We start from the raw sequence: 26,349 nt of genomic DNA, 5'->3' as shown, positions 1-26,349 counted from the left end.
GTAGTATTGAAAGGCAGCTACACGAGCACCTTTTCCTCGCTGAGCATCGCGATCTCTTCATCCGTATAGTCCAGCATCCCCTTCAGCACATCCCTGGTGTGCTGACCCAGCAACGGGGCTGCAGTTTCCATCCGGAGCGGGGTTTTGGAAAGGCGGATCGGCGCCCGGTTGTACAGGGTGCGCCCCATCACCGGATGGTCCAGGTACGACCAGAACTCCCGCTCCCTCAAGTGATCATCCTCGATGGCGCCCCGGGCATCGTTGACCACACCCGCTCTGACGCCGTTTCGCAGCAGCTCGTCCATGATCTTGTCCGCGTGCAGCCGGCTGGTCCACGCCTCCACATGCTCGTTCAACTCCGCCTCGTTTTCCTTGCGACTTTGCAACGAGCCGAACTTCCCATCCTCGGCCCAAGCGGGGTTGCCCATAACCTTCTTGAGCGCCCGCCATTCGTCCTCGCTGAACACGGCAATGGCAATCCATCTCCGGTAGCCGAGTGTCGTGAACAGGCCGTGGGGCGCAGCATTCGGATCACTAAGTCCCGCCGGCCCCAGCGTGTCGCCGTTTGCCGCATAGGTCATGGCACTCGTCGGAGCCATGCTGATGGCGGATTTCAGCTGGGAGATGGCCACGGTCTGCCCTTCTCCGGTCTGCTCCCGTTCAAGTAAGGCTGCCATGATGCCAAAGAGGGTATGGCTCGGGGCCATGACGTGGTCGGTATAGTTCGTGCCGGTGCCGAAGGGGCGCTCACCGGGAAAACATGCCTGGGCCGTCAGACCGCACAGGGCGTTCAGATTGACCCCGAACCCCATGTAGCTCTTCTGCGGCCCGGTTTCCCCCTGCAGGCTCATGGTGACGTAGATGATCCGCGGATTAATCTTCCGGACGTCCTCCCACCCGAGCCCCCACTTCTCCATCTGCCCAACACGGAAGTTATTGATGACGATGTCGCTTTTCCTGATCAGGCGAACCGCAACGGCCCGTGCCTTGGGATGGCTCATGTCCAGCGCGATCCCTTTCTTGTTGGGATTGCGGTTGGCAAAATAGCCGCTCCGTTCCAGCCCCTCGTTGATCCCGTCCTTGAATGGGCCGCCGGTCCGAAGCAGGTCCGGACGGCTTTTGCTTTCAATCTTGATAACCTCGGCACCGCACTGGCCGAGGACGTTCGTGGCGATCGGACCGGCCCCCACCCAGGAAAAGTCGCACACCACGATCCCATCAAGGGCCTTTTTAAGATTTGGCAACATGAACAACCCCCTCCCTGTCAAGCGCATCGATTTCATTACGGCTATAGCCGCATTCGCCCAGCACCTCGGCGGTATGCTGGCCAAAAGTGGGAGCAAAATCACCCAGGCGCCACTTGAGGTGCCCGAACTCGTAGGGAGCTCCCGGACAGACTACCTCTGCGCCGACCGGCTCGTGATACAGCCGCTGCCAGAAGTCGTGATGGTTCAGCTGGGGGTTTTCCAGAAGGTCTTTGCCGTTGCTGACCGGGCTAACGGCGACCCGGTGGGCCTGACCGGCGTCATAGAGGTACTGCTTGGTGTGCTTCATGGTAAACCGTTCGAAGATGCGGCAGAACAGTTCGTATCCAGCCTTGGACTCACGGTAAGACGCATTGATCCAGTTGTCGTTGTCGAACAGTTCCCATTCTTCAACACCCTCCTCCTTCATCCATTGGACAAAAGGCGTCCACATCGTCTTGTTTCTACCTACGATGGCAACGATGGCGATAAACCCGTCCTTACAGGGATGGATCGTGGCCGAACCCGCCTCCTTGCCCCGCCCCCTTCTCAGCGACCCTTCGAGGTCCCAGCATTGAGCGGCAGTCTCCAAGGCCATGCCGACTGCCTCCATGCAGGAGACATCAACAAATTGGCCCACCCCGGTTTTTTGGGCGAACAAGAGGGCGATCGAACTCCCGACTGCCGCGTATACCTCTGCCATCCGGTACGCCTGATTATCACAGGCCCTTACCGGTTTGTCGTTATCGATACCACCGAGATACAAAAACCCGCCAAGCGCAGAACAGGTCAGGTCGGAACCGGGATAGGTACTGTATGGTCCGAAGCTACCGAATGGTGTAATGGATGTTTGTACCAATCTGGGGTTTGCCGCACTCAATACATCAAAGGAAAGGCCAATCTCATCAAGATAACCGGGGGTAAAACTCTCGAACAGGATGTCAGCGCCCTTACACAGCTCGACAAATACCTCTTTTCCTTTTTCTTTTTTCAGGTCCAGCACCAATCCCCTCTTGCCTGCATTGTAATAAATGAATTGCATGCTTCTTTCTTTACCGGGATGGTTCCCAAAGAACGGACCGGTTGAACGTAATGTATCTCCTGAAATTGGTTCTATGTGTATAACGTCAGCGCCCAGACCAGCATATAGTTTTGCTGCATAAGGTCCAATCTCACCAGTAAAATCCAATATTCGCAGAGATGATAACGATCCGGTATTACTCATTTGATTATCTCCAGTCAGCTGCATGGTTAATGTAATGCCAGTTACTTACCGTTTCTCTCACAAAAACATAAACTAGGATGTAAGATAAAGTAGTTTTCACTAAGTTCTCACCTATGAATATCAGTATTGTGACAATGCCTTACAATGCCTGTGGCCTATTCATTAGCACGCTGCATGCCAAACAATATTTGTTGAATTTGAATTAATTTATTGACATCAGACCAATAGGACCCAAATCGATATATAATTTGCTTGTATTTCGCTATGTTGTAGCGATGTTGATTTTTAAAATAATGTTTTTCTTTTAAAGGTGCGAGAGAACGGCCTGGCAGGATCAGAATACACATCAATGAAGATAGGGGGGGGTAACATCTGACAATGTCGATGTTTTTTGAATCAATCACATGATGCCAAGAAATACGAATAGGGAGAATACGAGCAACATTGAGATAACAAGCAATATTTCATCATTTTCTAAATTTGGCCGCTACAGCCTTGAACATTTATAAAATAATGAAAATCTGTGACATTATTATTAACCCATATGGTGCCCGACTACGGCCTTCCATTTACCATATCAGGCCATACGTGCCGTGGCCATTAAGGCCCTGGACGTTTCACTTGCCGACCAGGTTGATACCTCTGCAGATATAGGTGAGGCACAATCATGGCGCGACGCAAGGGACTTGCTGGGTTGATAATCTTTCCTTCTTTCGATCACTTGTATCCATCTCCAATTCTTGACCCCCCATCCGATTCACCCCGTTGAATCGTCTATGTCTCGTGTTTTGTGAGCATGTTCATTTTTTATGTTGCCATCCTTTTGGTTAGCCGTTATAGTGAGCGTGCTCATATAATTGGAGGGTAATTGATGCGCATCAGCGAACAGGCCAAGCAGGAAAACCGCGGCCGCATCCTGGAGAAGGCTGCGAAACTGTTCTGCGGCAAGGGGTTCGAAGCCACCACCACCCGGGACATCGCCCTGGCGGCCGGGCTGGCCACCGGCACCATGTTCAACTATTTCCCCAGCAAGGAGACCCTGGCCATGACCATGGTTGCCGAAGCGCTCAGCCGCGGGGGGGATGACTATGAGCAGCGCCGCAGCGGGAATGAAGAACTGGCAGAGGAGCTGTTTCTGTTCATCGCGTCGGGACTCCGGCGACTGCGGCCGCTGCGCCCCTTTCTCGGCCCGGTTCTGGAGCGCTCCTTGAGCCCCTTCCCCCGGAAGACGGTCTGCCCGGAGGGGGAAGCTGCCCGGCAGGACCATCTTGCCGCCGTGCACCGTATCATAGGCCGGCACGGCTTCACCACTGCCCCCGATTACGTTGCCATAACCATCTACTGGTCCCTCTATCTGGGAGTGCTCGCCTTCTGGGCCAGCGACGAGTCGCCCAACCAAGAAGCATCCCGGGCCTTGATAGACTATTCGATCCGGATGTTCGTACAGGTAATCTCCGGCAGCGGTCCGGATGGAGGAGGAGCGCATGAAGCCTGAGAAGCGTCACGCAACGGAATCGATGACCATGGAGGCGCTGCTCGACCTTCTCCCCAAGGATGCCGCAACTGATCCGACCGGCCGGCGGCTGGCGGAGCTGGTGACCCGTATCGCCACGAAAAGGGTGCCGGTCAGCTCGTTTTCCCGTATCTGGAACCTCGGCTCCCTCCAGGCCAGGGTGACCATTGGCTATGTTGCCTACTGGCTGCGCAGCCGCTTTGCCGATAGTGACGAGAAGCAAAGGCTCCGGAACGAAGCCCATCTTGCCGCGGCCCTGAGGCTGTTCGGCACCATGGGGTACCTGCGGGGTGCGGTGATGAAGATCGGCCAGCTCCTGGCCAATCTCCCCGAGGTGGTGCCGGAGGAGTTTGCTGAGGTGCTGTCGGCCCTACACTTCGAGGCGCCTCCCATGCACTTCTCCCTGGTGCGGGAGCTGTTTCTCGACGAGTTCGGCCGTGAACCGGAGGAGCTGTTCGCCTCCTTCGACCGCCAAGCCTTTGCCGCCGCCTCCCTGGGGCAGGTGCACCGCGCCCGGCTTAAAAGCGGCGAGGAGGTGGCGGTGAAGATCCAGTACCCAGGCATTGCCCGGACCATCAAAGCCGACCTGCGCAACCTCCGGCTCCTGCTCCAGCCCCTCTGTCTGACCAACGACTGGCAGAACACCCTCGACAAGCTGGCCGACATCGAGCAGATGCTGCTCATGGAGACCGATTACGAGCAGGAGGCCCGCTTCTGCCGGGAGGCGCGGCTCCTCTTTACGACCGAAGACCGGGTGGTGGTGCCGCGGGTCTTTGACGACTATTCCACCAAACGGGTCCTGACCACCGAGTTCCTCACCGGTTGTCATCTGGATCAGTTCTTGGCGGGCAATCCGAGCCAGGCGGAGCGGGACCACTTCACCACCCTCCTCACCGTGGCCACCATGCGGATCTATTACCGGCTCCACTGGTTCTGCGCCGACCCCCATCCGGGGAACTTCATCTTCATGCCGGACGGCCGGCTCGGCCTGATCGACTTCGGCTGCACCCGCGCCATGACCGATGAGGAGTGGCGTCTGATCCTCGAGTTGGAGGAGACCCACCATAGGGGCAACACGGAGCGTTTCGACCGGGTGATTGCCCGGGCCTCACTGTACGACTCGCCCGAGGCGATGGGGAAGGAGCAGTTGGCGACCGTCCGGCGCAATGTCTTATGGAACATGGAACCGTGGCTCAAGGAGGGGCTCTTCGATTTCGGGGACCGGGAGTTCTTCAGGCGCGGCATCGACGGGCTCATGGAGCTGACCCGCAAGCGGTACACCCGGGGCTCCCCTCTGTACCTCTGGTCCACGCGCTTCGTCCTGGGAGGCCGGGCCGTCTGCTACCGGATGCGGGGGCGATGCGAATTCCAGAAGATCTTCCGGCAGGAGTCGGCATGGGTCTGCCCAGAACCACCCATTTGAACCAAGGAGGCGGTACGCAATGCTGAAACTCCACAACGTATGCAAGACCTACGAGGGGAAGTCACAGGTAACGGCCCTGGCCGGGATCGACCTGGCCATCGGAGTCGGCGAGATGGTGGCGATCATGGGCCCCTCAGGCTCGGGGAAATCAACGCTCCTGAACCTCATGGGGGGGCTCGATATCCCTACCTCCGGGGAGGTGCTGGTGTCGGGGAAGGACCTGGCCCGGTCGAACGAGAAGGAGCGGTCGCTCTTTCGCCGCTCGCAGATATCCTACATCTTCCAGGCCTACCACCTGATGCCGACCTTTAAGGTGAGCCAGAACGTGGCGCTGCCGTTGCATCTGGCCGGGGTCTCTTCCGGAGAAATCAGCCGACAAGTTGCGCGGGTCCTGCAGGAGGTGGGGCTTGAGGCACGGGCGAACCACCTCCCGGACGAGCTTTCCGGCGGCGAGCGTCAGCGGGTCGCCATCGCCCGGGCCCTGGTCACCGGTGCGCCGCTGCTCCTGGCCGACGAGCCCACCGGCAACCTGGACAGCGCCCGGGGGGAGGAGATCCTGAACCTGCTCCGCACCATCCATCGGGAGCGGGGGACCACCATCGTCATGGTCACCCACGACCACCATGCCGCTTCCGCCTGCGACCGGCTCATCAGGCTCCGGGACGGCCGGGTTGAGGGTGACAGCGCCCTCGGAGGTGGGAGATGAGCTTCCTGCTCCGCACCCTGTCGCTCAGCTACGTCCGACGTCACCTGACGAAGACCCTGCTGACCCTTCTAGGGGTGGTGGTCGGCGTTGCCACCTTCAGCGCCATCCGGAGCGCCCAGGGAACCTTGGTCAAGGGGATACGCTCCACCGTCGACCGGGTCGCCGGCAAGGCCCACCTTCAGATCACCACGACCGGCGGAGTGCCGGAGGAGGTACAGGAGAAGATTCGGACCCTTCCGGGAATCCGGGCGATCTCGCCGATCATCGAGCAGATCGTGGTGCCGCAGCGGGGGGAACTGGGGAGCCTGATGGTGATCGGGATCGACCTCCTGGGAGACCGGGAGATGCGGGAATACGGTTTCGAGGGGGAGGATGCCGACCTGGACGATCCGCTCCTCTTCCTCGCCCGGCCCGACTCGGCCATCTTCACCCGCGACTTCGCCGGGCGTGCGGGACTCAAGACCGGTGACACCCTGCCGGTGCGGGTGCCGGCCGGGGTGAAGCGGGTGGCGGCGCGGGGGTTGTTGTCCCCCAAAGGTTTTGCCGAGGCGTTCGGCGGCAACCTGATGGTCGTGGATGTGTACGCCGCCCAGGAGCTGTTCGGCCGGGGACGCCGCTTCGATCGCATCGATGTGCGGCTTGCGGAAGGAACGACCGTGGCCCAGGGGACCGCAACGCTGAAGGCCGCCCTCGGCCCCGTCTATAGGGTGGAAACGCCGGACCGCCGGGGGAAGCAGATGGAGCAAACGGTCAACAATTTCGTGGCCGGTTTCAACGTCTCCAGCGGCTTTGCCCTCGCCATCGGCATCTTTCTCATCTTCAACGCCTTTAACGTGGCGGTGAACCGCAGGCGCCGTGATATCGGCACGCTCCGCGCCCTGGGAGCGACCCCGCGCCAGGTGCAGGCCATCTTCCTCATGGAAGCGCTGGTGATCGGCCTGATCGGCGGCGCTGCCGGCTGCCTCGCCGGAGGTGCTGCTGCCGAAGGATTCCTCAGGATGATGGGGCAGACCACGGAAACCATATATGGGATCAGTTCCCCAGGAGGCTCTGTCCTGTTTCCTCCGGGAATCGTCCTGGAGTCGATGGTCCTCGGGATCGTCGCCTCTTTAGTGGGGGCATGGAATCCGTCCCTTGCCGCGTCCCGGATCTCCCCCACCGAGGCGTTCGCCAAAGGGGTTTTCCTGGCCAAGGATGCCGGAAGCCGCGCACCGAGGATCGCAGCCGGTCCCGTTGCCTTCGGCTGCGCCGTTCTCATGGCCTTCTTCCCCCCCTACGGCGGCAACCCCCTCATCCTTTCCGTTCTTGCTTTGGGCGCAGTGGGGATGGTGCTCCTGGTGGGGCCGCTTTCCAGGCTGATCCTGCGCCTCCTAGCCCCGCTGCTCATGGGGCTGTCGCCGGTCGCGGGACGGCTCTGCTCCGACGCCCTCCTAGGGGCTCCACGCAGGACCTCCGGCACCGTCATGGCCATGGCCCTTTCCCTCACCTTCGTGTTGGGGATCGGCGGATATATGGGATCGATGACGGCGACCATGGTCAAATGGATGGATGACGTCCTCACCAGTGACTTCTACGTGCGGGCGTCCGCCAACTGGTCACGCCCCGATTTCCTCTTCCCCGGAAGCTTGCGGCAGGAACTGCTGAAGGTGCCTGGAGTGCGGGCAGTGGAATCGGTGAGAACGATCCGTCCCCTGTACCAGGGACATCAGATCGTCATCAGCTCATATGAGGTCGAGCCGGTGATGAAGCGGATCAAATATGAATATTTCAGCGGCAACGAGCAATCCATAGTGCAGGGGGTCGGCCGCCAGGGGATGTGCTATGTTTCCGAAAATTTCCAGCGCCGTTTCAATCTGGGGGTCGGCCAGGCAGTGGAGCTTGAAACGCCGACCGGCATTGTGCGCTTCCCCATAGCCGCGGTGGTCCGCGACTACGGCTCCGATCAGGGTTCCATCTTTTTGGATAGGAATACATATCTGCGCCATTGGCAGGATGACCGGGTGGACATATACGACGTATCCGTGGTTGCCGGAGCGGATGTGGGGCAGGTCCGCAACTTGATACGGGCGAAGCTTGCGGGGAAGATGCCGGCGTTGATTTCCACCCGCCAGGAATTCATCGCCGAGATCAAGAAGGCCATCGATGCCTTTCACGCCCTGACGCGGGTTACAGTCTTTCTTGCTCTGGTGGTGGCCTTCCTGGGGATCGTCACCTCACTGCTCATTTCGGTGGCCGAGCGGACCAGGGAGATCGGCGTACTGAAGGCCTTGGGTGCGATCCCGTCGCAGATAGTCCGCAGCGTCGTGGCTGAGGCGCTGGTCATCTCGCTGGTGGCGGTGATCGTGGCGATTCCGGCCGGCAACCTCTTTGCCTCCTTCATGGAAGGGGCGGTGGCACGGTTCTACACCGGCTGGAGCATGTCCCACGAGTATCCCTGGGAAATCCTGGCCCAGCTTCTCGTCGCCCTTCCGTTCATCTCGACGCTGGCCGCCTGGATGCCGGCGCGCCAGGCGGCTCGGCTGAAAATAACCGAGGCAATCGAGTACGAGTGAATCAGGAGGAAGAAACCTATGGCAGAAGTAGCAATAAAAATCGGCGGAATTCTCTCCGCCCTGGTGGGGTTCGGTCACTGTTTTTTTTACCGGGGGTTCGGCTGGCGGGAGGATTTCGCCGGGACTAAGATACTGACGGCACGGGTACTCTACACGATTCATTTGTTTCTGATTCCCATGTTCCTGTTCTTTGCCTACGCTTCCCTCTTCCATACGAGCGAACTGGCCGGAGGCACGCCGCTGGGTGTTGCCATGAGCACCTTCTATGCCTCCTTCTGGCTGTTCCGGCTGATCTGGCAGGTGGTCTATTTCCGGCCGGCGCAGATACCGGAATTGGAAAGGCTCCTGCCCTTGCACTACTTTCTGATTGTCAGCTTCGTGGTTCTGGCGGCGGCCTATGGTGTGCCGTTGACAATGCAGGGGTGACCGCGGCGATTGCTGAGACAAATATCCATGACAGGTACCTTTCGAGGAGACAGAGATGAGTAACAAGAAAACCATGGTCACATCATTGGTTGTCATTGCTGCGGTTATTTCAGCCCTCTTGGCAGGAACCGTCTTCGCGGCCCCGGATGCCCGGGCGCTGCTCAAGGAGTCTGAAAACCGCCACCGTTCCAAGACCCAGCAGTATTCCGGCAATCTTGCCGTCGTCAACAGGGAGGGGAAGGTGCGCAAAAAGGGGTGGAAGAGTTATCGCCAGGGATATGCCGGTGACGCCAAGACCCTGACCCGCTTTACCGATCCCCCCGAGGTGAAGGGGGTCGGCTTCCTCTCCATTTCCCGGCCGGCGGGGCAGAATGACGACCAATGGCTGTACCTTCCCTCAATGAAGCGGGAGCGGCGCATCGCGGCCCAGGACCGGGACGCCTCGTTCGTGGGAACCGATTTCAACTATGAGGACATGGAGGAGTTCGACCACGAAAAATACAGGGTGACGCTCCAGGGGGAGCAGACCGTTGACGGCCAGCCCTGCTACGTAATTGCGGCATTCCCCCTGGAAGGGGCCGGCAGGTCCGTGTACGAGGAGAAGATCCTCTACCTGCGCAAGGACATCCTCTACCTGCTGCGCATGGACCTCTATCGGAAAGGGGATAAGCAGCCGAGCAAGATTTTCACCCTTTCCGACCTGCAGCATCTGGAGGGGCATTGGGTCGCCAAAAAATGGGAGATGAGCGACCTCAGGAAAGGAAGCAGGACGACTGTCCTCCTGGACCGGATCAGCTACGACAAGCCCCAGCCCGTGGGCCGCTTCACCCTGCAGAATCTCAATCGCGAGGGGGGCGATTGAACGGATATCCTTTTCGGCTTTGCCTGATTCTGTTCGTTTCGCTGCTCTCTTCCCCTGCCGTGGCCGGAGAGTTTTCCGGTTACGCCGAGGCAAAGGGATTCGTCTATCCCGAACGGGCTCGCGGTCAAAGCCCATCTGTGGACGGCTGGGGAACCCTTTTCAACAAGTGGGAGGAAAAGCTGGGCGAAGCCCGGCTGACCGCATCCCTGCGGGGGGAGTGGCTTTCAACCGACGACCAGGGAGCACGTCTCCTGGACCCGGCGGACCGGCACTTTCGCCGTCCCCCGTTTTCGGTGCAGGACTTCTGGCTGCGCCTGCCCCTTTCTCCGGAAATCGACCTGCAGATGGGGCGTTTCCAGCTGGGCTGGGGAAAGACGGACGGTTACTCCCCGGCCGACGCCTTTCTTCCGCGGGATCTGACCGATCCGTATGCCGACGAAAAGCTCCCCTTGTGGGCACTCCGGCTTTCGGGACAGAAGGGAGACGTGCGTTACGAGGCCGTGGGTTGCCCGGTCACCACGCCGTGGCGCCTGCCGGTGCTCGGCAGCAGAAATGCGCCCATCAACGGAGAAATCCCCCCGGGGGTGACACTGAGAGAAATGGATAGCTCGCCGCCGGTACTCGGGTTCGGCGCCGTCCGCCTTCTGGCCACCTTCGGCCAGTGGGATGTGGGGGGGTGGGTGCGCGCCGGCATCCGTCCGGCCCCCATCCTGGAATTCCGCACGGATCAGGCTGTGGAAACTTCCGGCGGCATCGAGATTCCCGTGGAACGCCGCTATGCAGAGGAAGAGGGGATAGGTATCGAGCTGTCACGGGTAGTGGGGGCGTGGGTCATCCGGGGGGAAGTTGCCGGGCTCTTCTCCAGAAACGATCACCTGGGCAATGCGGCCATCGGGTCGCTGAGCGCCGAAAAAGCCTTTGGCGACGGCACGCTGCTCATGACTCTGGCCGGGAATGCCATCGATCCGCCGGGGGATGAGATCCTGCTCTTCGATAGGGCAATCCTTCCTGCGCTCATCACGGCGTGGACCCGCACCGAGGAGTGGGGGGAGTGGAAGACGGTCTGGAGTGTGGGGCTGAAGCATGGCGACGGCCTCGTCAAGGCTGAGCTTTCCTACAACATTACCGACGTATGGAAGCTGACAATGGGGGGAGAAGCCCCCTACGGGTCGGGTGCCGGCGGCTTCGGCGCCCTGGATGCCGCCCGGCGCCTGCGCATGGCAATCCGCCGGAGCTGGTGAAGTTTGCGAATGTATCCAATTGGCCTGTGCATCCGAACATTTGGGAGGGAGTCATGAGCAATCTCAATGGTGACACCGGCACACAACTTTTTCACTGCAAGAGTATTCCCTTCCCAACATCAAGCCAGAGATATCAAACCGGTTGATATGGCTATAGCCACAGCGTGAGATCTGTTTGCTGCTCCGAGCTTCTGCACAATGGTTGAAGTATGGAACTTTACGGTCCGTTCGATGATTCCGAGTATGACCGATATTTCCCAGTAGTTCTTGCCGTTGGCCAGCCAGCTAATCACCTCGATTTCACGCGGTGTAAGGGTGGCGAGACAGGCAGACGACAGATCGGCCTGCACGGTTCGTCGCAGGGCCTCGTGAAAATACGGGGCCAGGATGTCGAGTATTTGGGGGGTATGCACTGGGTTTTTCTCGCTGACGCAAAGGGAGAAGATGCTTGCTGTCCTGTCGGTTGATGACAAGGCCCCGAAACTATAACCCTTGCGGATTCCGAAATCCTCCGCCAGGGAAAGAAATGGCTGCGGCCGTCCCCACTTGAGGTATGCGTCGCTCCAAGGCTTAGCCGAGAATTCTGCTATATGTGCGCGCACCACTGGGTCTACCGCGGCAAAATCACGTTCAGCATAAAGACCGAGCCACTCCTCGGGGTAAGATATGTTGATGATCTGCTGGGCATTCATGGTCCCCGCTCCGTCAAACCGCGCGGTACCGCAAACGGCCATATCAAAAGATAGAAGATCGTTGAGCGAATAGAACAGCCGCTTGAGCCTTTCCATATCGGCACAGCTTCTTGATGCATCTATTAGCTCCAGCAGCCTCACCGCCTCCCTCCGTGATAGCCACTCCATCTATATACCTCATTGTCACTGTCCCAATGGACAGGTGATTTTTAGGGGACATTAACATATAGTGCATCATTCCGGCAAACGATTGGCCGTACCGAAATGAAATGCCCACGAGGAGAACCATTGATGAAAAGACACTTCCTGCTGTTTCCAATCCTGATCCTGATGCTGGCAACACCGGCTTTGGCCGATCTCACCAAAATCAGCGACAACGTATACTCCTACGTGGGGGCGACGGATGCCTCGCCAACCCACAGCTTTGCCGCCAACGCCGGGATCGTCATCGGCCGCGACGGCGTGCTGGTTGTGGATACCCTGATCTCAGCAAAGGAGGGTGAGCGGTTCCTCGCCGACATCCGCAAGGTCACGACCAAGCCTATCCGCTATGTGGTCGACACCCACACCCACCTGGACCATGCCTTGGGCAACTGCGTCTTTGCCCGGGAGGGCGCTACCATCATCTCCCATGAAGCCGAGCGGTCCTCGTTGGCCCAAAACGGGGCCGAGATTCTCAGAAAAGCCGGCAACTATGGGCTGAAACCGGAAGACATGGCCGGCACCGAGATCGTCCTGCCGTCGCTGACGTTCAGTGACCGACTGACCATCGACCTGGGGGGAGAGACGGTGGAACTGCTCCGCATCGCCCCTTCCCATACCGCGGGGAGCACCATTGTCTACCTGCCGGCACAGAAACTCCTCTTCAGCGGCGATATCCTCTTCACCGATTTCCACCCCTTCTTTGCTGATGGCGACCTCCCCAACTGGGCCAAGACCCTCGACGCCATCCTCGGCATGGACGTGGAACGGATCGTCCCGGGCCACGGCCCCCTCTCGACGAAAAAGGATCTGCAGGAGATGAAGGAATACTTGCGGCTTTTCGACGCCAAGGCACGGGACCTGGTGGCAACGGGCAAGGACGTTGACACCGTTGCCGCGCAACTCGCGAAGGTGCTGCCTAAGCGGACCCTGGCGGAGTGGATGATTCCCGCCAATCTGAAGGCCCGCTACCTGCAGAAACAGTGAGAAGCGCACATGTCTGCGAGAGTAACGGATTGGATGACTACCTTGTCGAGACTCATCGTGCTACTCATGCTCGCAACGAATATCTTCGGCTGTACCCTAATGCGGAGCAGCCTTGCCGCCTTGAAATCCACCGCCGATTTCGTTCCGACGGGAACCGATCGACGCGTCTTCGCGGAGCCGGGGGCCGAGGACGTGGCAACGGTTGCCGCGAAAGAGCTGGCCGGAGCCATTGCCACGGTGGAAAGGGAGCAGCATGGCCCATTCGCGGGGCCGGTTGAGGTCTACGTCACGCGGGACGAGGAGAGCTTCGCCGCATTTACCGGGGTGCCGAAAGAGGTACGCGGCGCCGTGATCCTGAAAATATTCCTCTCCGGAGGGCTGAGGAAGGAACCGGACCGCATCAGGCGGATCCTGACCCACGAGTTGTCTCACCTGCACCTGGGGCAGCGGCTCGGCATGGTCTATGGCTACAACGCCACCCTCCCCTCATGGTTCCAGGAGGGGGTGGCCGTGGTCGTCTCCGGTGGCGGCGGGGCGGAGAAGATGAGCGAGGAAGGGGCGGTCGAGGCAATCTTGAAAGGAAAGAGCATCATACCGGAGGCAAATGGGAGTTTCTTTTTCAAGAAATTTGCCAATTCATACGGGCTGACACCGCCCATGTTCTACCGCCAGAGCGGCATGTTCGTCGCTCACCTGCAGCGGCTGGACGAAGCGCGATTCCGCTCGTTCCTGCTGGCCATCGAGGACGGGCACGGATTCGGAGATTCGTTCGCCAAGTCATATGGAATGGGTGTGGATGAGGCGTGGCAGCAATTCACGGAACGATTGAAACGACGGCAACGATCTGCCCATTTATGAATTTGCGGGTTTTCGCGGTGATCCTATAATGATCGAAAGAGGGATGAACATGGCAATAAACTCGGCAAGACTGATCTACTTCTCCCCGACCCGGACGACAAGAAAGGTCGTGGAAGGCATTGCAAAGGGAATTGGTGTTGACGATGTTGAACACCTCGATCTGACGCCACCCGGTGCCGCAGTTCAAAGGCAAGTGGATACCCGTGATGGGTTGGTCATCATAGGCGCCCCCGTGTATGCCGGACGGCTCCCGGCCGAGGCAGCCGCCAGATTACAGCGCCTCATGGCAAACGGTACACCGGCGGTCATTGTCGTCGTGTATGGGAACAGAGCGTACGAGGATGCCCTGCTGGAACTTTGGGACCTAGCCCTGGAAGCGGGGTTCAAGCCCGTTGCCGCCGGGGCCTTTATCGGGGAGCATTCATATTCTACAGTTGCCACGCCGATCGCCGTCGGGCGACCTGATACGGAGGACTTGAGGGCGGCCAGGGACTTTGGGAGAATGATCAGGGAGAAAATGGGGATGATGGAAGGTTTCGGAGACATATCTCTGCTTCAGATGCCGGGGAACTTCCCCTACAGGGAGTCGGGTTTGTCTTCAAGCATATCTCCTGTTACCCAAGAGGCTGCATGCACAAAATGCGTACGGTGCGTTTCAGTATGTCCGACCGGGGCGATTGTCCTTCAGGACAAGGTGGCAACGGACCCAAGTATCTGCATCAGGTGCTGCGCCTGTATCAAGGGTTGTTCCGCTGGGGCACGAACAATGACTGATCCGCACGTACGGCAGGTGGCGGAGCAGTTGAGTTCGAGCTGCCGAAGCCGGAAAGAGCCGGAAATGTTCCTGTGAGAGTTCCCCATGGCAAGAAATACGGAATCGTTCTACCTCCGCTCGCCTACATCTGATCCTAACGCGCTGCCGTTTTTCGTAACGAACTTCTCCCCATGCGACAGCGCTGCCCGGTTCAGCCTCGGCGACGAGAGGCTCGTCTTGACGTAAATAGAAGGGAACAATGATGAGAGTGACGCATTTTTTTATGGCCGCGATTGCGGTTGTCTTTGTGCTCGCCGGCTGCTCAACAATGCCGAAGAAGCCGGACAGTCTGACACGGGGAGATTACGGTTACACGAAGGAGTACGTCTCCTGGCTGATCAAAAAGGAGATGCGGGAAAACGACGTGACCGGTCTCAGCATCGCCCTGGTGGACGATCAGCGGGTTGTCTGGGCACAGGGTTTCGGCGTTGCCGATGAGGCGAACAAGGTGCCGGCCACACCGGATACGATTTACCGGGTCGGCTCCATCTCCAAGCTGTTCACGGCCACCGCGGTCTTGCAGTTGGCGGAACAGGGCAAAATGGACATCGACAAGCCGCTGTCGACCTACCTGCCCGAATTCTCCGTCAAGAGCCGCTTCCCGGATGCCGGCCCAATCACTCCCCGCACCCTCATGACCCACCATTCCGGCCTCCCTTCAGACTTCCTGAAAGGGATGTGGACGAAATACCCCGAACCTATTACCAATGTGGTTAATCTGTTGAAGGATGAGTACGCGCAGTATCCCCCCAATTTCGTCTTCTCCTACTCCAACCTCGGTGTTTCCCTCCTGGGCAATGCGGTGGAGCGAATAGCCGGCCGACCGTATGCCTCCCAGATGGATGAGACGGTGCTCCACCCTCTGGGGATGGCCAGTTCGTCATTTTATACCCATTCCGACGTAGCGTCCCGCCTGGCCAAGGGATACCGGAACGGGAAGGAGATCGGGGAACCGCAGCTGCGGGACATCCCGGCCGGCGGGCTCCACACCAATGTTCTGGATCTTTCCCGCTTCATGGAGATGGTCTTTGCCGGGGGAAAGGCCGGCGAACGGCGGATACTCAAGGGGGAAACGCTTGCGGAGATGCTCAGCCCGCAGAATGACGGGGTGCCCCTTGACCATGACTTCCACATCGGGCTCGGGTGGCTGCTGACTGACGTCGGCATCGAAAATGCCGGCAAGGTTGCCTGGCATGACGGCGCCACCCTTCTCTACCGCAGCCAGATGGTCATCCTTCCGGAACAGAAGCTGGGGGTCGTGGTGCTGTCCAACTCAGCCACGGCTGCTCCCGTGGTGCACAAGGTGGCGACCGAGGCTCTAAAGCTCGCCATGGAGGCCAAGGCAGGCATCCGGCAACCGGAGCGAAACAAGCCGGTTGAGCGCGAGGCGGACTTGTCCCCTGAAGAACGGCAAAAACTGGCGGGCGCCTACGTCACTCCCTTCGGAACTGTCAAAGTAATCGAATCCGGCACTACGCTGCGGACGGAGTTATTCGGCAAAACCTTCAGCGTCGTTCCCCGCAATGATGGCCGGATGGGACTCCGGTACAGACTTTTGGGAGTCATCCCGATAAGTCTGGGAGATCTGGACTATCTCGGGTTCTCCACGTCAACGGTTTCAGGCCATAACGTTCTCCTGGCCACGGCAGCGGGGAAGAGCATGCTGGTCGGCGAGAAGGTGGAGCCGGTGCTGGTCTCTCAACAATGGCAACGGCGGGTGGGGGCCTATGAGATCGCTAACCCCGGGGACGACACCATCCTGGTTGACGACCTTCGCCTGCGGTACGAAGACGGCTTCCTTCGGGTCGACTACGCCCTTCCGCTGTTCTTCGACGGGAAGCTCAACGTATCGCTGCAGCCTCTCTCCGACACGGAGGCGGTGATCCGTGGCCTGGGTCGGGGGATGGGGGAAACGATCCGTGTAGTTGCGGTCAACGGCGAGGAGATGCTCCAGTATTCAGGATATCTGCTCAAAAAGAAGCGAGAGTAAGCCGTGGATCAGCACGATGATCTGTCTGCTAGGCGTGCTGGTGACGCCGACTTTGTCCGGCGTCATCTGCCGGAACTTTTCTACCCGCGCCGCCCGGTCGGGTGTATCCGCAGGGATAGTGGCGGTCATGCCGGTCCACGCAAAGGGAGAGATGCAGTTGGACCGGACATGGTACCGCTGCATGCCCAGGGCTATTGATTTGGAAAGCCCTACGATCCCGAGCTTGGCAGCGGAATAGTTCGCTTGGCCAACGTTGCCGATCAGCCCCGACGTGGAAGTCATGTGGACATAGGCGCCGCTTTCCTGGCGTTGGAAGTACTCGGCTGCCTCACGGCTCACGTTGAAGCTCCCTTTCAGGTGCACGTCGATTACTGAGCTGAATTGATCAGGGGTCATCTTGTGAAAGATGGCATCCCTCACAATACCCGCGTTGCTGACTACCCCATCGATCCTGCCGAACTGCTGGACTGCCTGCCTTGACGATCTCCAGCGCGACCGCGCGCCCTATTCCGCTGCCCGAACCGGTCACTACCACTGATTTTCCAGCAAGATATCTGGTCATTGTACTCCTGTACACATTTCAGGCTACGAGGCTTCACAGGGCCAGTCGATAAAAGCTTTGCCGCGTCGGCGAGGGACATGGGCTTGACATTCAGTTTCAGGGCGCGACCAAAATCATTTCTTGCCGTGGGCCTTTTTCCGTGGATCCGCTAGACGTTGCTCATCATAACAATTTCTTACCCACGGAGTATGCCCTGTCAAGCAACGGCCCAACAGCATGATACCCCCTGTGGGCGGTATCAAAGACCAGTGGCTGTATCTTGAGGATGTCGGGAAGACCGTCCTCGCTCAAGATGTTCTTGTCTGCCTTCACATCAATGATCTCGCCAATGAACTGGGTGTGGATCCCTATCTCCAGCGTATGGAGCAAGCGGCACTCCAGAACTACCGGGAACTCCTCCGCATACGGAGCGTCCACCAGTTCGCTTCTGACAGGGGTCAATCCGGCAACGGCAAATTTGTCAGCGTCACGTCCGGAGGCGATGCCCACGTAGTCCGCTTCCGCCATGGTCGCTTCGTTGGCAATCCCCACCGTGAATGCCTGGCGCTCGACGATGCTGTCATAGGTGTGTCTGGACTTGCGCACGGATACCGTCACGCACGGCGGATCGGAGCAGCAGATGCCGCCCCAGGCAGCATTCATCAGATTTGGTTTGCCTGCGTGGTCGTATGTCCCCACCATCAGGACCGGTGTAGGGAACAGCAGCGTCTTGGCACCGAGTGATTGTTTCATGTGGTCTCCAATCTATGTTTTCAGTTTTACCCTCTGGCTGATCTTGCCAATCGGGCGCCCAACTCTGAAGCTTTTCTGCAATCTTCCGGGAACACGTCCCTGCGCCGCTGCCGGCGCTCTTCGGGATCGAAGTAGTTGAACACCACCTTGTCGTAATCCTCGAACTGGAGTGTTTCATAGGAGCAGAGCGTTTCTGCCTGCCCGAAAATCCGGGTCAGGTAGTTTTCGTTCATCCCGATATGGATCGGGTACTGATTCTCCTTCATGATCTCTTCCGAGACGTTCATGGTGTAGATGAACGCGGTCGGAACATTTCTGGTGAAAAGTGAACTCGGTGGCCGGGTGTATGCCAGATACTGGAAAAGGAGCCGTTCCATGAAGGAACGCATCTCTCCTGTCACGGTTCCGAAATAGATGGGCGAGCCGAGGATGAAGGCATCAGCGGTGGCGAGCTTTTCGAGGACCGGCGTGAGTCCGTCGTTCATGGCACATTTGCCGTAGCTCTTACCCCCCTTCAATTTGCAGGCAAAACAGCTCGTACACCCCTTGAAAGTGAGGTCATAGAGATGGATGAGCTCCGTTTCCGCCCCCTGCGACGCAGCGCCTGAAAGCGCATGTTCGAGCAACATCGCGGTGTTCCAGTTCTTCCTTGGGCTGCCATTTACAGCATAGACCTTCATGCAAATCCTCCTTGAGAGATCAGTGATAATGGATTATCAGCGTTGCAGTTCTTTGGGGAGAGACTCCAGTCAGCCGAGGTGTATGAACCCCCGGAGACCAATCATCATGGCCTCTGCTGCATCATGCCTCAGAGAGGTCGGCCGTGATGGGCTCTACAAATCAAGAAATATGCTTCTATTTTATCATGCCTCGTAGAAATAATCGGGATTACCAGTGTCTGAGGTTCGGGTGTTCATTTCACCTCCACATTCCTGATCCCCTCCGGCCGCCAGGCGGGGGAGATGACGTGGGAGCCCTTCTCCTGGCGCCGCTCGCTGTCCAGGAGGCTGCCGAAGGTGACGGCGAAGTCGCCAAACTTATCATTCACCTGATCCATGGCCCCGGCCAGGAGCACTTTCTTGCGCTCCTCTTCGAAGAGCGGCAGCTGATTCGATTCATAGCGGAGGTTACTGAGCCTTACCCCCAGGAGCCTCACCGGCTGTTCCAGGACGAGGGTGTCGAGGATGGTGACCGCGGCCCGGTAGATGTCATCGCTCTGGTTGATGTATGTGGGAAGTGTCTCTTGCCTCCCTACCCAGGTGTCGAAGTCGGCGTAGCGGATGGAGAGGGTGACGGTCTTTCCCCAGACGTTATATCTGCGGGCCCGGCGCCCCACCATCTCGGAGAGTTGGAGGAGCCACCTAAGGATCTCCCCCCGCTCCTCGATGTCGTGTTCGAGGGTGGTGGAGTGCCCCACTGATTTGACCTCTTCCGCCTCCTCAATGGGGACCACCGGGGAGTCGTCGATCCCCTGCCCCATGAGGTGGAGCTTCTCGCCCACTATCCCGAATTTACGCTTCAGCCGGTCCACCGGGTAGCGGCCCAACTCGCCGCAGGTCCTGATCCCCAGGAGGTTCAGCTGGCGCTCCATCTTGGCGCCGATGCCGCAGAGTTCCTTGATCGGCAGGGTTTCGAGGACCGGGGCAACGTCGTCGGGCTTGATGACGGTGAGGCCGTCGGGCTTTTTCATCTCCGAGGCGAGCTTGGCGAGGAGCTTGTTGGGGGCGATGCCGATGGAGCAGGTAATGCCGAAATGGTGGCGGATCTCGGCCTTGAGGAGAAAGGCGATCCGCTCGGCGCTGGAATACAGGGAGAGGGAGCCGGTGACGTCGAGAAAGGCCTCGTCGATGGAGAAGACCTCCACGAGCGGGGTGAACTGCTTCATCATCTCGACGATCCGGGCAGAGGTGTAGGTGTATTTCCGGTTGTCTCCGGTGACGAGGATGATCTGGGGGCATTTCTGTTGTGCCTGCCAGACGGTCATGCCGGTTTTGACGCCAAAGGCCCGGGCCTCGTAGGAGGCAGTGGTGATGACGGTGCGGGCTGCGGAGCCGATGACGGCGATGGGCTTGCCCCTGAGCGCGGGGTCGTGCTGCTGCTCCACGCTGGCGAAAAAGGCGTTCATGTCCACGTGCATGATGACCCGGCCGCTCACACAACCTCCGCATCGGCCGCTTCCAGGGTCCAGAGTTGTTCCCGGGAGTTGTAGATCAGCTCATAGAGGGCAGTGCCGTCGGTAACGGCGAAGTGAAGCAGGAGGGCATTGCCCGCCATGTGCCGCCAGCGGTAGGTGACCTTCTCTATGGCGTGTTTCTGTTGCCGCCAGTCGAACCAGACCGGGTGGATGGACGGCCCTGGGCCAAAGACGGCCCCGACTCTGATCTGTTCCTGTACCCGCTGCAGCATGGCTTATTCCAGGGTCCGGAAGATCCCGACCACCTTGCCGACGATCGCGACCTCACCCTCCCCTTCCCGGATGATGATCGGCTCCATGTTCGGGTTGCGGGGCTGGAGGCGAATCTGTCCCCGCTCCCGGTAAAAGGCCTTGAGGGTCGCCTCGCCGTCGACCATGGCGACGACGATGTCATTATTCTCCGCGGTGGGCTGCGGACGGATGAGGGCCAGGTCGCCGTCGAGGATTGCGGCGTTCACCATGGAGTCCCCTTTCACCCGCAGGAAGAACTTTCCCCCCTTGAGTTGAGCCTGGTCAACGGCGAGATACCCCTCGATATCCTCGATGGCCGGCTGGAGCATCCCGGCCCGCACCACGCCAGCGACCGGGAGCGATGCCGACTTTGCTCCGTGGTGACCCACAAGTGAAATGCCGCGGGAGTTGCCAGGGTCCCTGCGGATGTACCCTTTGCGTTCCAAGGCGGTGAGGTGTTTCGATACCCCAAGGGTGCCACTTATCCGCAGATGGGCGGCAATGTCCCTCAGGGTTGGGGGATAACCGTACTGGGTGATGTAGCCTTCGAGAAATCGGAGGACTTCGTTCTGGCGAGGGGTGAGTTCTTCCATGGCGCTGCTCCTCTATAGGTTCACATGCGCCAACCTATCACCAGAGGAGCATCGTGTCAAGCGGGTGGTGTGTGAGGGAGGTTACCCCTGGAAGAGCTTGAGCATTACGCATGGCGTGGCCAGAGAGAAAATTGTTGACCATGTCGAAAGCTGTCTTGATTCATTATCGACGCACGCCGACGCGATTCAGTAATAAGAACAGGCTCGAAAATTTCTTCTGGCGCGACAACCTGCCCACATGGCGTTATCGGTCGCTGCCCCCCTCACCCCTTGATGATCCCGAGCGTCTTGACCGCCTCTTCCCGCCCGGCAAAACTGTTCTTGCTCGTCACTGCCTTCGTCAGGAGCTCTTTGGCACGGGCCTTGTCGCCGGCCTTGTAGGAGGCCATGCCGAGGTGATAGTCAATAACCGGGCTGTCGCCGGTCTTGCGATGCACCTGCGACAGAATTTCGACGGCCTTTCCGGCATTCCCCTTCTTGTAGTAGATCCAGCCGACGGTATCGAGGACCCGGGGATCGTCGGGGCGGCTCTGTTTAACCTTCTCGATGAGCGTAAGCGCCCGGTCGAGGTCGGCGCCCGAACCGGTTTCTGCCAGGAGGAACGCGAGATCATTGGCGGCGCTCCAGTTGGAACCATTAAGTGACAGAGCCTTTTCGTAGGCCTGCCGGGCCTTGCCATACTGATTCCGGGCAACATTCATCTGGCCCAGTAGGGTGTAGGAAGCAGCGTCGTTGGGATTTTGCTTCAGACGTTGATCGAGGAGGAATTCCGCCTTATCGAATTTGCCAAGCCGTGTATAGAGCCGCGCAAGGGAGCCGGCGAGAAGTTCCGACGACGGATTGAGCCGCACCGCCTGCTCCAGTTCTGCCAGGGCCTTGTCGGACTTGCCCCGGTACAGGTAAATGTCGCCCATCTTGACGTAGCCGACCGGGAGGTTCGGAGCCTTCCGTTTAATTTCTCCGTACTCGGCTTCGGCGCGCTTCAGATCGCCAGAGGTCAGGAAAAGATCTCCTAGCTCCGCCTTCGCTTCCAGATCGTTGGGGCTCTTGGCAAGGACTTTGCGGAGGGCCGCCTCGGCGTTCTTCATATCCTTCTGCATGACGTGATACCGCGCCAGGGCCACAAGGGCATCGCGGTTTTCGGGATCGATCTTCAGGGCATTCTGCAGGTTGTCGAAGGCCAGATTCTTCTCTCTGTTAAGGAGATGGGCCTCGGCGAGACGGATAAAGCCGGGAACGGACTGGGGATTGTCGGTCACCACAGTGCGATATTCAGCAACGGCTTGGGCACCCTCCCCCTTCATCATGTGAATGTTTCCCTTGAGAAACCGTGCGTCCGTATTTTTCGGACTTTCTTTCAGCACTTCAGTTACCAGTTTTACGGCTTCGTCAACCCGGTTACGACCAAGGGCGATTTGGGCCAAGGCATTTTTCGCCTGGAGCGATTCCTGCCGGGAGGCTTTGTCGAGGCCTGCCGTTTCGGTGAGGAGCGTAACGGCCTGGTCGCCCTTGCCGGTATTGAGGTAAAGGTCCGCCAGGGCAAAGCGGAGCTTGTAGTTCTTCCCTTTTCCGGCAATCCCCTCTTTCAGAAGCTTTTCCGCCTCATCGGCCTTCCCCTTGCCGGCGAAGAATCCCGCGGCCTGAAGCCGGTTTTCCTCATTTTCAGGAGCAATCGCAACCAGATCGGTCAGGGCCTTACGCGCTTCGGCAACCTTCCCCGTGTCCCAGCAGAGTGCCGCGAGCTTCAAACGGTGGTCTGTCCTACCGGGTTCCAGCGCGACAACCCGCTGGAGCAGCGAGATCGCCTCGTCGGTCCGTCCAGTCCCGACGCAGAGACCCGCAAGGGTCAGGTGGAGATCGGAAGACGAAGGATTTATCGCGAGCCCCTTGCGGAGAATCGCCTCGGCGTCCTTTGCGTTCCCGTCCAATGCGTGTATCGAAGCCAGGAGCGAGTAGGCATCAGGCTTCTTCACTCCCTTTGCCACAAGGCCTTCCAGTAATTCGCGGGCCTTACCCTTCTCCTTTTTGGCGATGAGGACCGCCCCTTTCAGGAGCTGGGCGTCTTCGCTGGCGGGGTTGATTTTCAGAACCTCCTCGGCCTCCTTCATGGCCTCATCGGGAGCTCCGGCCCCAAGGTAGATGCGGCCCAGCTGGAGTCGTGCCTCCTGGTGCTGCGGATTCAGCTCCACTGCTTTGGTGAAGTTGCCGAAGGCCCCCTTGATGTTCCCCTTCTTCATCTCCACCAGGCCGAGCATGTGGTAGGCCTCGGCGTATTTGGGATCAATCTGGATGGCATTCTTGAACTCGAGCGCCGCCTTGGCATAGTCTCCCTTGTCGTAGAGCTCCTTCCCCTTGGCGTAGAACTTGGCTTTCTTGGCGTCGGGGCCGCTACAGCCGATAACAAGCAGGACGCCGAGGGTGGCGCAGATTCCACGTACCGAACGATGGTTCATCTTTGTATTACCTCCAGTTGATCGTTACCAGAGCGACGAGGGCTGCGGCTGTCCATCCGGAGAGCCGGCCGTACTTGCCCCGCAACTCGGCCATAAGTACTTCGAAACCGAAATAGAGAATGATGATTTTTGCCGCCATGAGTCCGAGCCGGTAGGGTTGCAGAGACTGGACCGGAAGGCCCGTAACCGCCACCGCGAGCATAATGACAAGCAGATCGAGGGGAGTGCTCCGAAACCCCTCGCTGCGACGCGAAAACTTTGAGATGACTGGGATAAGAAGTGCCAGAATGCCGAACATCACTCCGTAGAGCCGCTCTCCCATGCTCCCGAACCGTGAACCGGCGCCGGTGTCGCCGTGATAAACCACAAAGGGAACAAGGAGATAGATGATTACCCTGATGGCTCCGCCGCTCCACGCCGGCCGGAAAATGCGGACAAGGGCCAGCAGAAGGAGAAAAGCGGGCGCCGCAACGGATACATATTCTGTAACGCGCACTGGACGCAGGCAGGAGACAAGGAGCAGTGCCGGCACACCCAACTCGAAGCACCTGAAGGCCAGGCGGATTACGCCACCTTCCCTCCTGACCCGCCTGAGCCCCCCCACAATCACCACATCAAGGATGTCAAACCGTCGTATTGTGAAGCCCGTCCGGCGGGCATAGGCGAAAAAACCCGCGACAACCGCCGAGAAACCCAGATACCCGACAAGAATGATTACATCCGACTGAAAGCGCAGCATCACCGCCGTCAACACGAGCAGGGCCTGGACCACATAAATGACCAGCACCGACTCGGGATGCCGCAGCCCCATCTGCATGAGGCTGTGATGGATATGGTTCTTGTCGGCAGAGAAGATCGATCGCCCCTGGGAGGCCCTGATGGCCATGACCGTCAGCGTGTCGAGGACCGGCAGCCCCAGAAGCAGGAGCGGCAGGAGCGGACTCAGGGAATCACTCTTCTGGGTGAGCCCCAGCGCCAGAGTCACCGCTGAAAAACCGAGAAACTGGCTCCCCGCGTCTCCCATGAAAATGGAGGCGGGGTGGGTGTTGAAGCGGAGAAACCCGAAGATGACCCCGGCCATGGCCAGGGCCACAAGCCCGATGGAGACATTGCCGTCCAGAAAAGCCAGGTAACCGATTGCGCAAAAAATAAGGAGGCAGATGCCGCCGGCGAGCCCGTCGAGCCCGTCGGCCATATTTACCGCATTGGTGACGCCAACGATGGCGAGAATGGTGAGGGGGATGGCGATAAGTTCGGGAAGCACTGCGCTCTCGGGGAGGAGTGTCCCGAGGCTGTCGATCTTTACCCCACCCATGAAGAGGGCCACCGCTGCCGCGGCGAACTGACCGCCGAATTTCACGCGGGGTGATAGCTCATACAGGTCGTCGACGAGCCCGGTGGCAACAAGGATCGAAGCGCCGATGAGATAGGCCCGTACGAAGCCGTCGGCAAAGTTCCAGACCATAATCGGGACAAAGGCGCCCAGGGCCATGGCCACACCGCCGATCCGTGGAATGGGCCGCAGGTGCACCTTGCGCTCATTGGGCATGTCGACGGCGTGAAAGCGCACCGCCAGGGCGCTCACCACGGGGATGAGCATTACCGTCAGCAGCATCGCTAGTATCAGGGTCGCAAGGGGGAGCATCAATCAGCTTCCCACGCACTCCATAAGCTCATGGCAGGCCTCAGACAAGTCAGGCACCTTGCCGTATTTACGGCCAATGACATCCCAGATCCGCTCCGCAGCCTTGCCGTCCCAGAAGGGGGGAACCTTCCCCCGCTTGCCCCTTCCCTCCGCCGCATCGAAAACGCGGGTAAGAATCCGATCCGGGTCGGTCCCGGCCAGGACGTTGGTCCCCATTTCCACGGTAATGGGACGCTCGGTGTTCTCCCTGATAGTGACGCAGGGGACCCCCAGGGCTGTGGTTTCCTCCTGGAGGCCGCCGCTGTCGGTCATGACCACCCTGGCATCCTTCCAGAAATAGAGGGACTCACTGAAACTCAGGGGAGGAAGACAGGTGACACCCTTGTGGAGTTGGATGCCAAAGCTCTCCATCATCTTGCGGGTCCGCGGGTGAACCGGGAAGATAATCGGCATCCTGGAAGCGATCTCGTTCACGGCAAAGGCGATGCCGCGGAAGGTCTCCTCGTCATCAACATTAGAGGGGCGATGAAGGGTCATAAACACGTACTCTCCCGCCTTCTGCTTCAGTTCCCGCAGTTCGGGCGCCACAGCCCCGTTCAGGTGAACCTGAACCATCTGGTGAAGGAGATTGTCGACCATGACGTGTCCCACCAGAAAGATCTGCTCCGGCGGCTTTCCTTCGTCAAAAAGATTGCGCACAGCGCTCGTTTCGGTGACGAAGAAGAGATCGACGATGGAGTCGGTCACCATCCGGTTGATCTCCTCGGGCATGGAGAGGTCGAAGCTGCGAAGCCCTGCCTCCACGTGGGCAACCCGGATACCAGCCTTCTTCGCCACAATGCTGCAGGCGAGGGTCGAATTCACATCCCCCACCACAATCACCAGATCGGGGCGTTCCTTTGCACACAACTCCTCGAAAGCCACCATGACCCGGGCTGTCTGCTCGGCGTGGGAGCCGGAACCGGCATTGAGGAAGTAGTCGGGCTGGGGGAGTTGCAGGTCGTCGAAGAACGTCTGGGACATCTCGTAGTCATAGTGCTGCCCCGTGTGGACGATGCGGCAGGTCACCCCCTCGCGGGTGAGGGATTCACGATACAGCGGTGCAATCTTCATGAAATTTGGCCGGGCTCCGGCCACGAGAAAGACGTTCATGGGGGTACTCCTCGAAATCAGTTGGTGTAGGCCGGTTTATCCGTGAGGAGTCC

General features: G+C 59.1%; 22 protein-coding genes and 1 pseudogene. 11 read left to right on the top strand and 12 right to left on the bottom strand.

All coding sequences use genetic code 11. The features are described 5' to 3' along the window. Positions 1–17 precede the first annotated feature (17 nt). Both KJB29_RS11030 and KJB29_RS11025 read right to left on the bottom strand, forming a co-directional pair. Positions 18–1,247 (bottom strand): CaiB/BaiF CoA transferase family protein, encoded by a 1,230-nt coding sequence (locus KJB29_RS11030; RefSeq protein WP_215734623.1) that lies wholly within the window; start codon positions 1,245–1,247, stop codon positions 18–20. After that, positions 1,231–2,469, bottom strand: coding sequence for a CaiB/BaiF CoA transferase family protein (locus tag KJB29_RS11025; protein ID WP_215734622.1), 1,239 nt, complete (start codon positions 2,467–2,469; stop codon positions 1,231–1,233). The genes KJB29_RS11030 and KJB29_RS11025 overlap by 17 nt, the downstream gene beginning before the upstream one ends. Positions 2,470–3,340: 871 nt before the next feature. Here KJB29_RS11025 and KJB29_RS11020 point away from each other — a divergent pair. The 7 genes from KJB29_RS11020 to KJB29_RS10990 are packed head-to-tail and all read left to right on the top strand — an operon-like array spanning position 3,341 to position 11,192. Then, the gene (locus KJB29_RS11020; protein ID WP_004511547.1) at positions 3,341–3,964 is read left to right on the top strand and encodes a TetR/AcrR family transcriptional regulator; all 624 of its coding nucleotides are present in this window, start codon (positions 3,341–3,343) and stop codon (positions 3,962–3,964) included. Next, a complete protein-coding gene (locus tag KJB29_RS11015; protein ID WP_215734621.1) occupies positions 3,954–5,405 on the top strand; it encodes an ABC1 kinase family protein in 1,452 nt (483 codons plus the stop codon). The genes KJB29_RS11020 and KJB29_RS11015 overlap by 11 nt, the downstream gene beginning before the upstream one ends. A 19-nt stretch (positions 5,406–5,424) precedes the next feature. Beyond that, on the top strand, positions 5,425–6,111 hold the full coding sequence (locus KJB29_RS11010; protein ID WP_215734620.1) for an ABC transporter ATP-binding protein: 687 nt from the start codon (positions 5,425–5,427) through the stop codon (positions 6,109–6,111). Then, on the top strand, positions 6,108–8,663 hold the full coding sequence (locus KJB29_RS11005; RefSeq protein ID WP_215734619.1) for an FtsX-like permease family protein: 2,556 nt from the start codon (positions 6,108–6,110) through the stop codon (positions 8,661–8,663). The genes KJB29_RS11010 and KJB29_RS11005 overlap by 4 nt, the downstream gene beginning before the upstream one ends. An 18-nt stretch (positions 8,664–8,681) precedes the next feature. Further along, positions 8,682–9,089 (top strand): hypothetical protein, encoded by a 408-nt coding sequence (locus KJB29_RS11000; protein ID WP_215734618.1) that lies wholly within the window; start codon positions 8,682–8,684, stop codon positions 9,087–9,089. 55 nt (positions 9,090–9,144) lie between these two features. Continuing rightward, a complete protein-coding gene (locus tag KJB29_RS10995) occupies positions 9,145–9,951 on the top strand; it encodes an outer membrane lipoprotein-sorting protein (RefSeq protein WP_215734617.1) in 807 nt (268 codons plus the stop codon). Continuing rightward, positions 9,948–11,192 (top strand): hypothetical protein, encoded by a 1,245-nt coding sequence (locus KJB29_RS10990; RefSeq protein ID WP_215734616.1) that lies wholly within the window; start codon positions 9,948–9,950, stop codon positions 11,190–11,192. Before KJB29_RS10995 ends, KJB29_RS10990 begins: the two co-directional genes overlap by 4 nt. Before the next feature lie 119 nt (positions 11,193–11,311). Here the strand turns inward: KJB29_RS10990 and KJB29_RS10985 are convergent, their stop codons facing one another. Continuing rightward, positions 11,312–12,052: a LuxR family transcriptional regulator gene (locus tag KJB29_RS10985; RefSeq protein WP_215734615.1), complete on the bottom strand. Its 741-nt coding sequence runs from the start codon at positions 12,050–12,052 to the stop codon at positions 11,312–11,314. Positions 12,053–12,175: 123 nt separating this feature from the next. Between KJB29_RS10985 and KJB29_RS10980 the strand changes: the two genes are divergently transcribed. The 4 genes from KJB29_RS10980 (at position 12,176) to KJB29_RS10965 (ending at position 16,734) form a co-directional block, all read left to right on the top strand. Further along, on the top strand, positions 12,176–13,072 hold the full coding sequence (locus tag KJB29_RS10980; RefSeq protein ID WP_215734614.1) for an MBL fold metallo-hydrolase: 897 nt from the start codon (positions 12,176–12,178) through the stop codon (positions 13,070–13,072). Positions 13,073–13,105: 33 nt separating this feature from the next. Continuing rightward, entirely contained in the window at positions 13,106–13,930 is an 825-nt protein-coding gene (locus KJB29_RS10975) for a gluzincin family metallopeptidase (protein WP_246561188.1), read from the top strand. A 49-nt stretch (positions 13,931–13,979) separates the two neighbouring features. Next, positions 13,980–14,780, top strand: a complete 801-nt coding sequence (locus KJB29_RS10970; RefSeq protein WP_215734612.1) for a 4Fe-4S ferredoxin — start codon at positions 13,980–13,982, stop codon at positions 14,778–14,780. A 163-nt stretch (positions 14,781–14,943) separates the two neighbouring features. Then, positions 14,944–16,734 (top strand): serine hydrolase domain-containing protein, encoded by a 1,791-nt coding sequence (locus tag KJB29_RS10965; RefSeq protein ID WP_215734611.1) that lies wholly within the window; start codon positions 14,944–14,946, stop codon positions 16,732–16,734. Here KJB29_RS10965 and KJB29_RS10960 read toward each other — a convergent pair. The 9 genes and pseudogenes from KJB29_RS10960 to wecB all read right to left on the bottom strand — a co-directional run. Beyond that, a pseudogene (locus KJB29_RS10960) lies at positions 16,702–17,199 on the bottom strand (SDR family NAD(P)-dependent oxidoreductase); the annotation flags it as partial. The gene KJB29_RS10965 and the pseudogene KJB29_RS10960 overlap by 33 nt on opposite strands. 259 nt (positions 17,200–17,458) lie before the next feature. Next, complete coding sequence (locus KJB29_RS10955; protein WP_004511626.1) at positions 17,459–18,028, bottom strand: flavin reductase family protein; 570 nt, start codon at positions 18,026–18,028, stop codon at positions 17,459–17,461. Positions 18,029–18,054: 26 nt separating this feature from the next. Further along, the gene (locus tag KJB29_RS10950) at positions 18,055–18,708 is read right to left on the bottom strand and encodes a flavodoxin family protein (RefSeq protein WP_215734610.1); all 654 of its coding nucleotides are present in this window, start codon (positions 18,706–18,708) and stop codon (positions 18,055–18,057) included. A gap of 233 nt (positions 18,709–18,941) precedes the next feature. Then, positions 18,942–20,183 (bottom strand): DNA polymerase IV, encoded by a 1,242-nt coding sequence (dinB, locus tag KJB29_RS10945; RefSeq protein ID WP_215734609.1) that lies wholly within the window; start codon positions 20,181–20,183, stop codon positions 18,942–18,944. Then, positions 20,180–20,434, bottom strand: a complete 255-nt coding sequence (locus KJB29_RS10940; RefSeq protein ID WP_215734608.1) for a hypothetical protein — start codon at positions 20,432–20,434, stop codon at positions 20,180–20,182. Before KJB29_RS10940 ends, dinB begins: the two co-directional genes overlap by 4 nt. Before the next feature lie 3 nt (positions 20,435–20,437). Further along, positions 20,438–21,046, bottom strand: coding sequence for a transcriptional repressor LexA (lexA, locus tag KJB29_RS10935; RefSeq protein ID WP_215734607.1), 609 nt, complete (start codon positions 21,044–21,046; stop codon positions 20,438–20,440). A gap of 263 nt (positions 21,047–21,309) precedes the next feature. After that, positions 21,310–23,499 (bottom strand): tetratricopeptide repeat protein, encoded by a 2,190-nt coding sequence (locus KJB29_RS10930; protein WP_215734606.1) that lies wholly within the window; start codon positions 23,497–23,499, stop codon positions 21,310–21,312. Between the two features lie 7 nt (positions 23,500–23,506). Next, the gene (locus KJB29_RS10925; RefSeq protein WP_215734605.1) at positions 23,507–25,144 is read right to left on the bottom strand and encodes an MraY family glycosyltransferase; all 1,638 of its coding nucleotides are present in this window, start codon (positions 25,142–25,144) and stop codon (positions 23,507–23,509) included. Between the two features lie 3 nt (positions 25,145–25,147). Further along, complete coding sequence (gene wecB / locus KJB29_RS10920; RefSeq protein WP_215734604.1) at positions 25,148–26,296, bottom strand: non-hydrolyzing UDP-N-acetylglucosamine 2-epimerase; 1,149 nt, start codon at positions 26,294–26,296, stop codon at positions 25,148–25,150. Positions 26,297–26,349 lie beyond the last annotated feature (53 nt).

The sequence above is a fragment of the Geobacter grbiciae genome (assembly GCF_018531165.1).
Classification (GTDB): domain Bacteria; phylum Desulfobacterota; class Desulfuromonadia; order Geobacterales; family Geobacteraceae; genus Geobacter; species Geobacter metallireducens.
The sequence above is the reverse complement of the archived record's forward strand: the minus strand, read 5'-3'. Positions and strand labels throughout refer to the sequence as shown.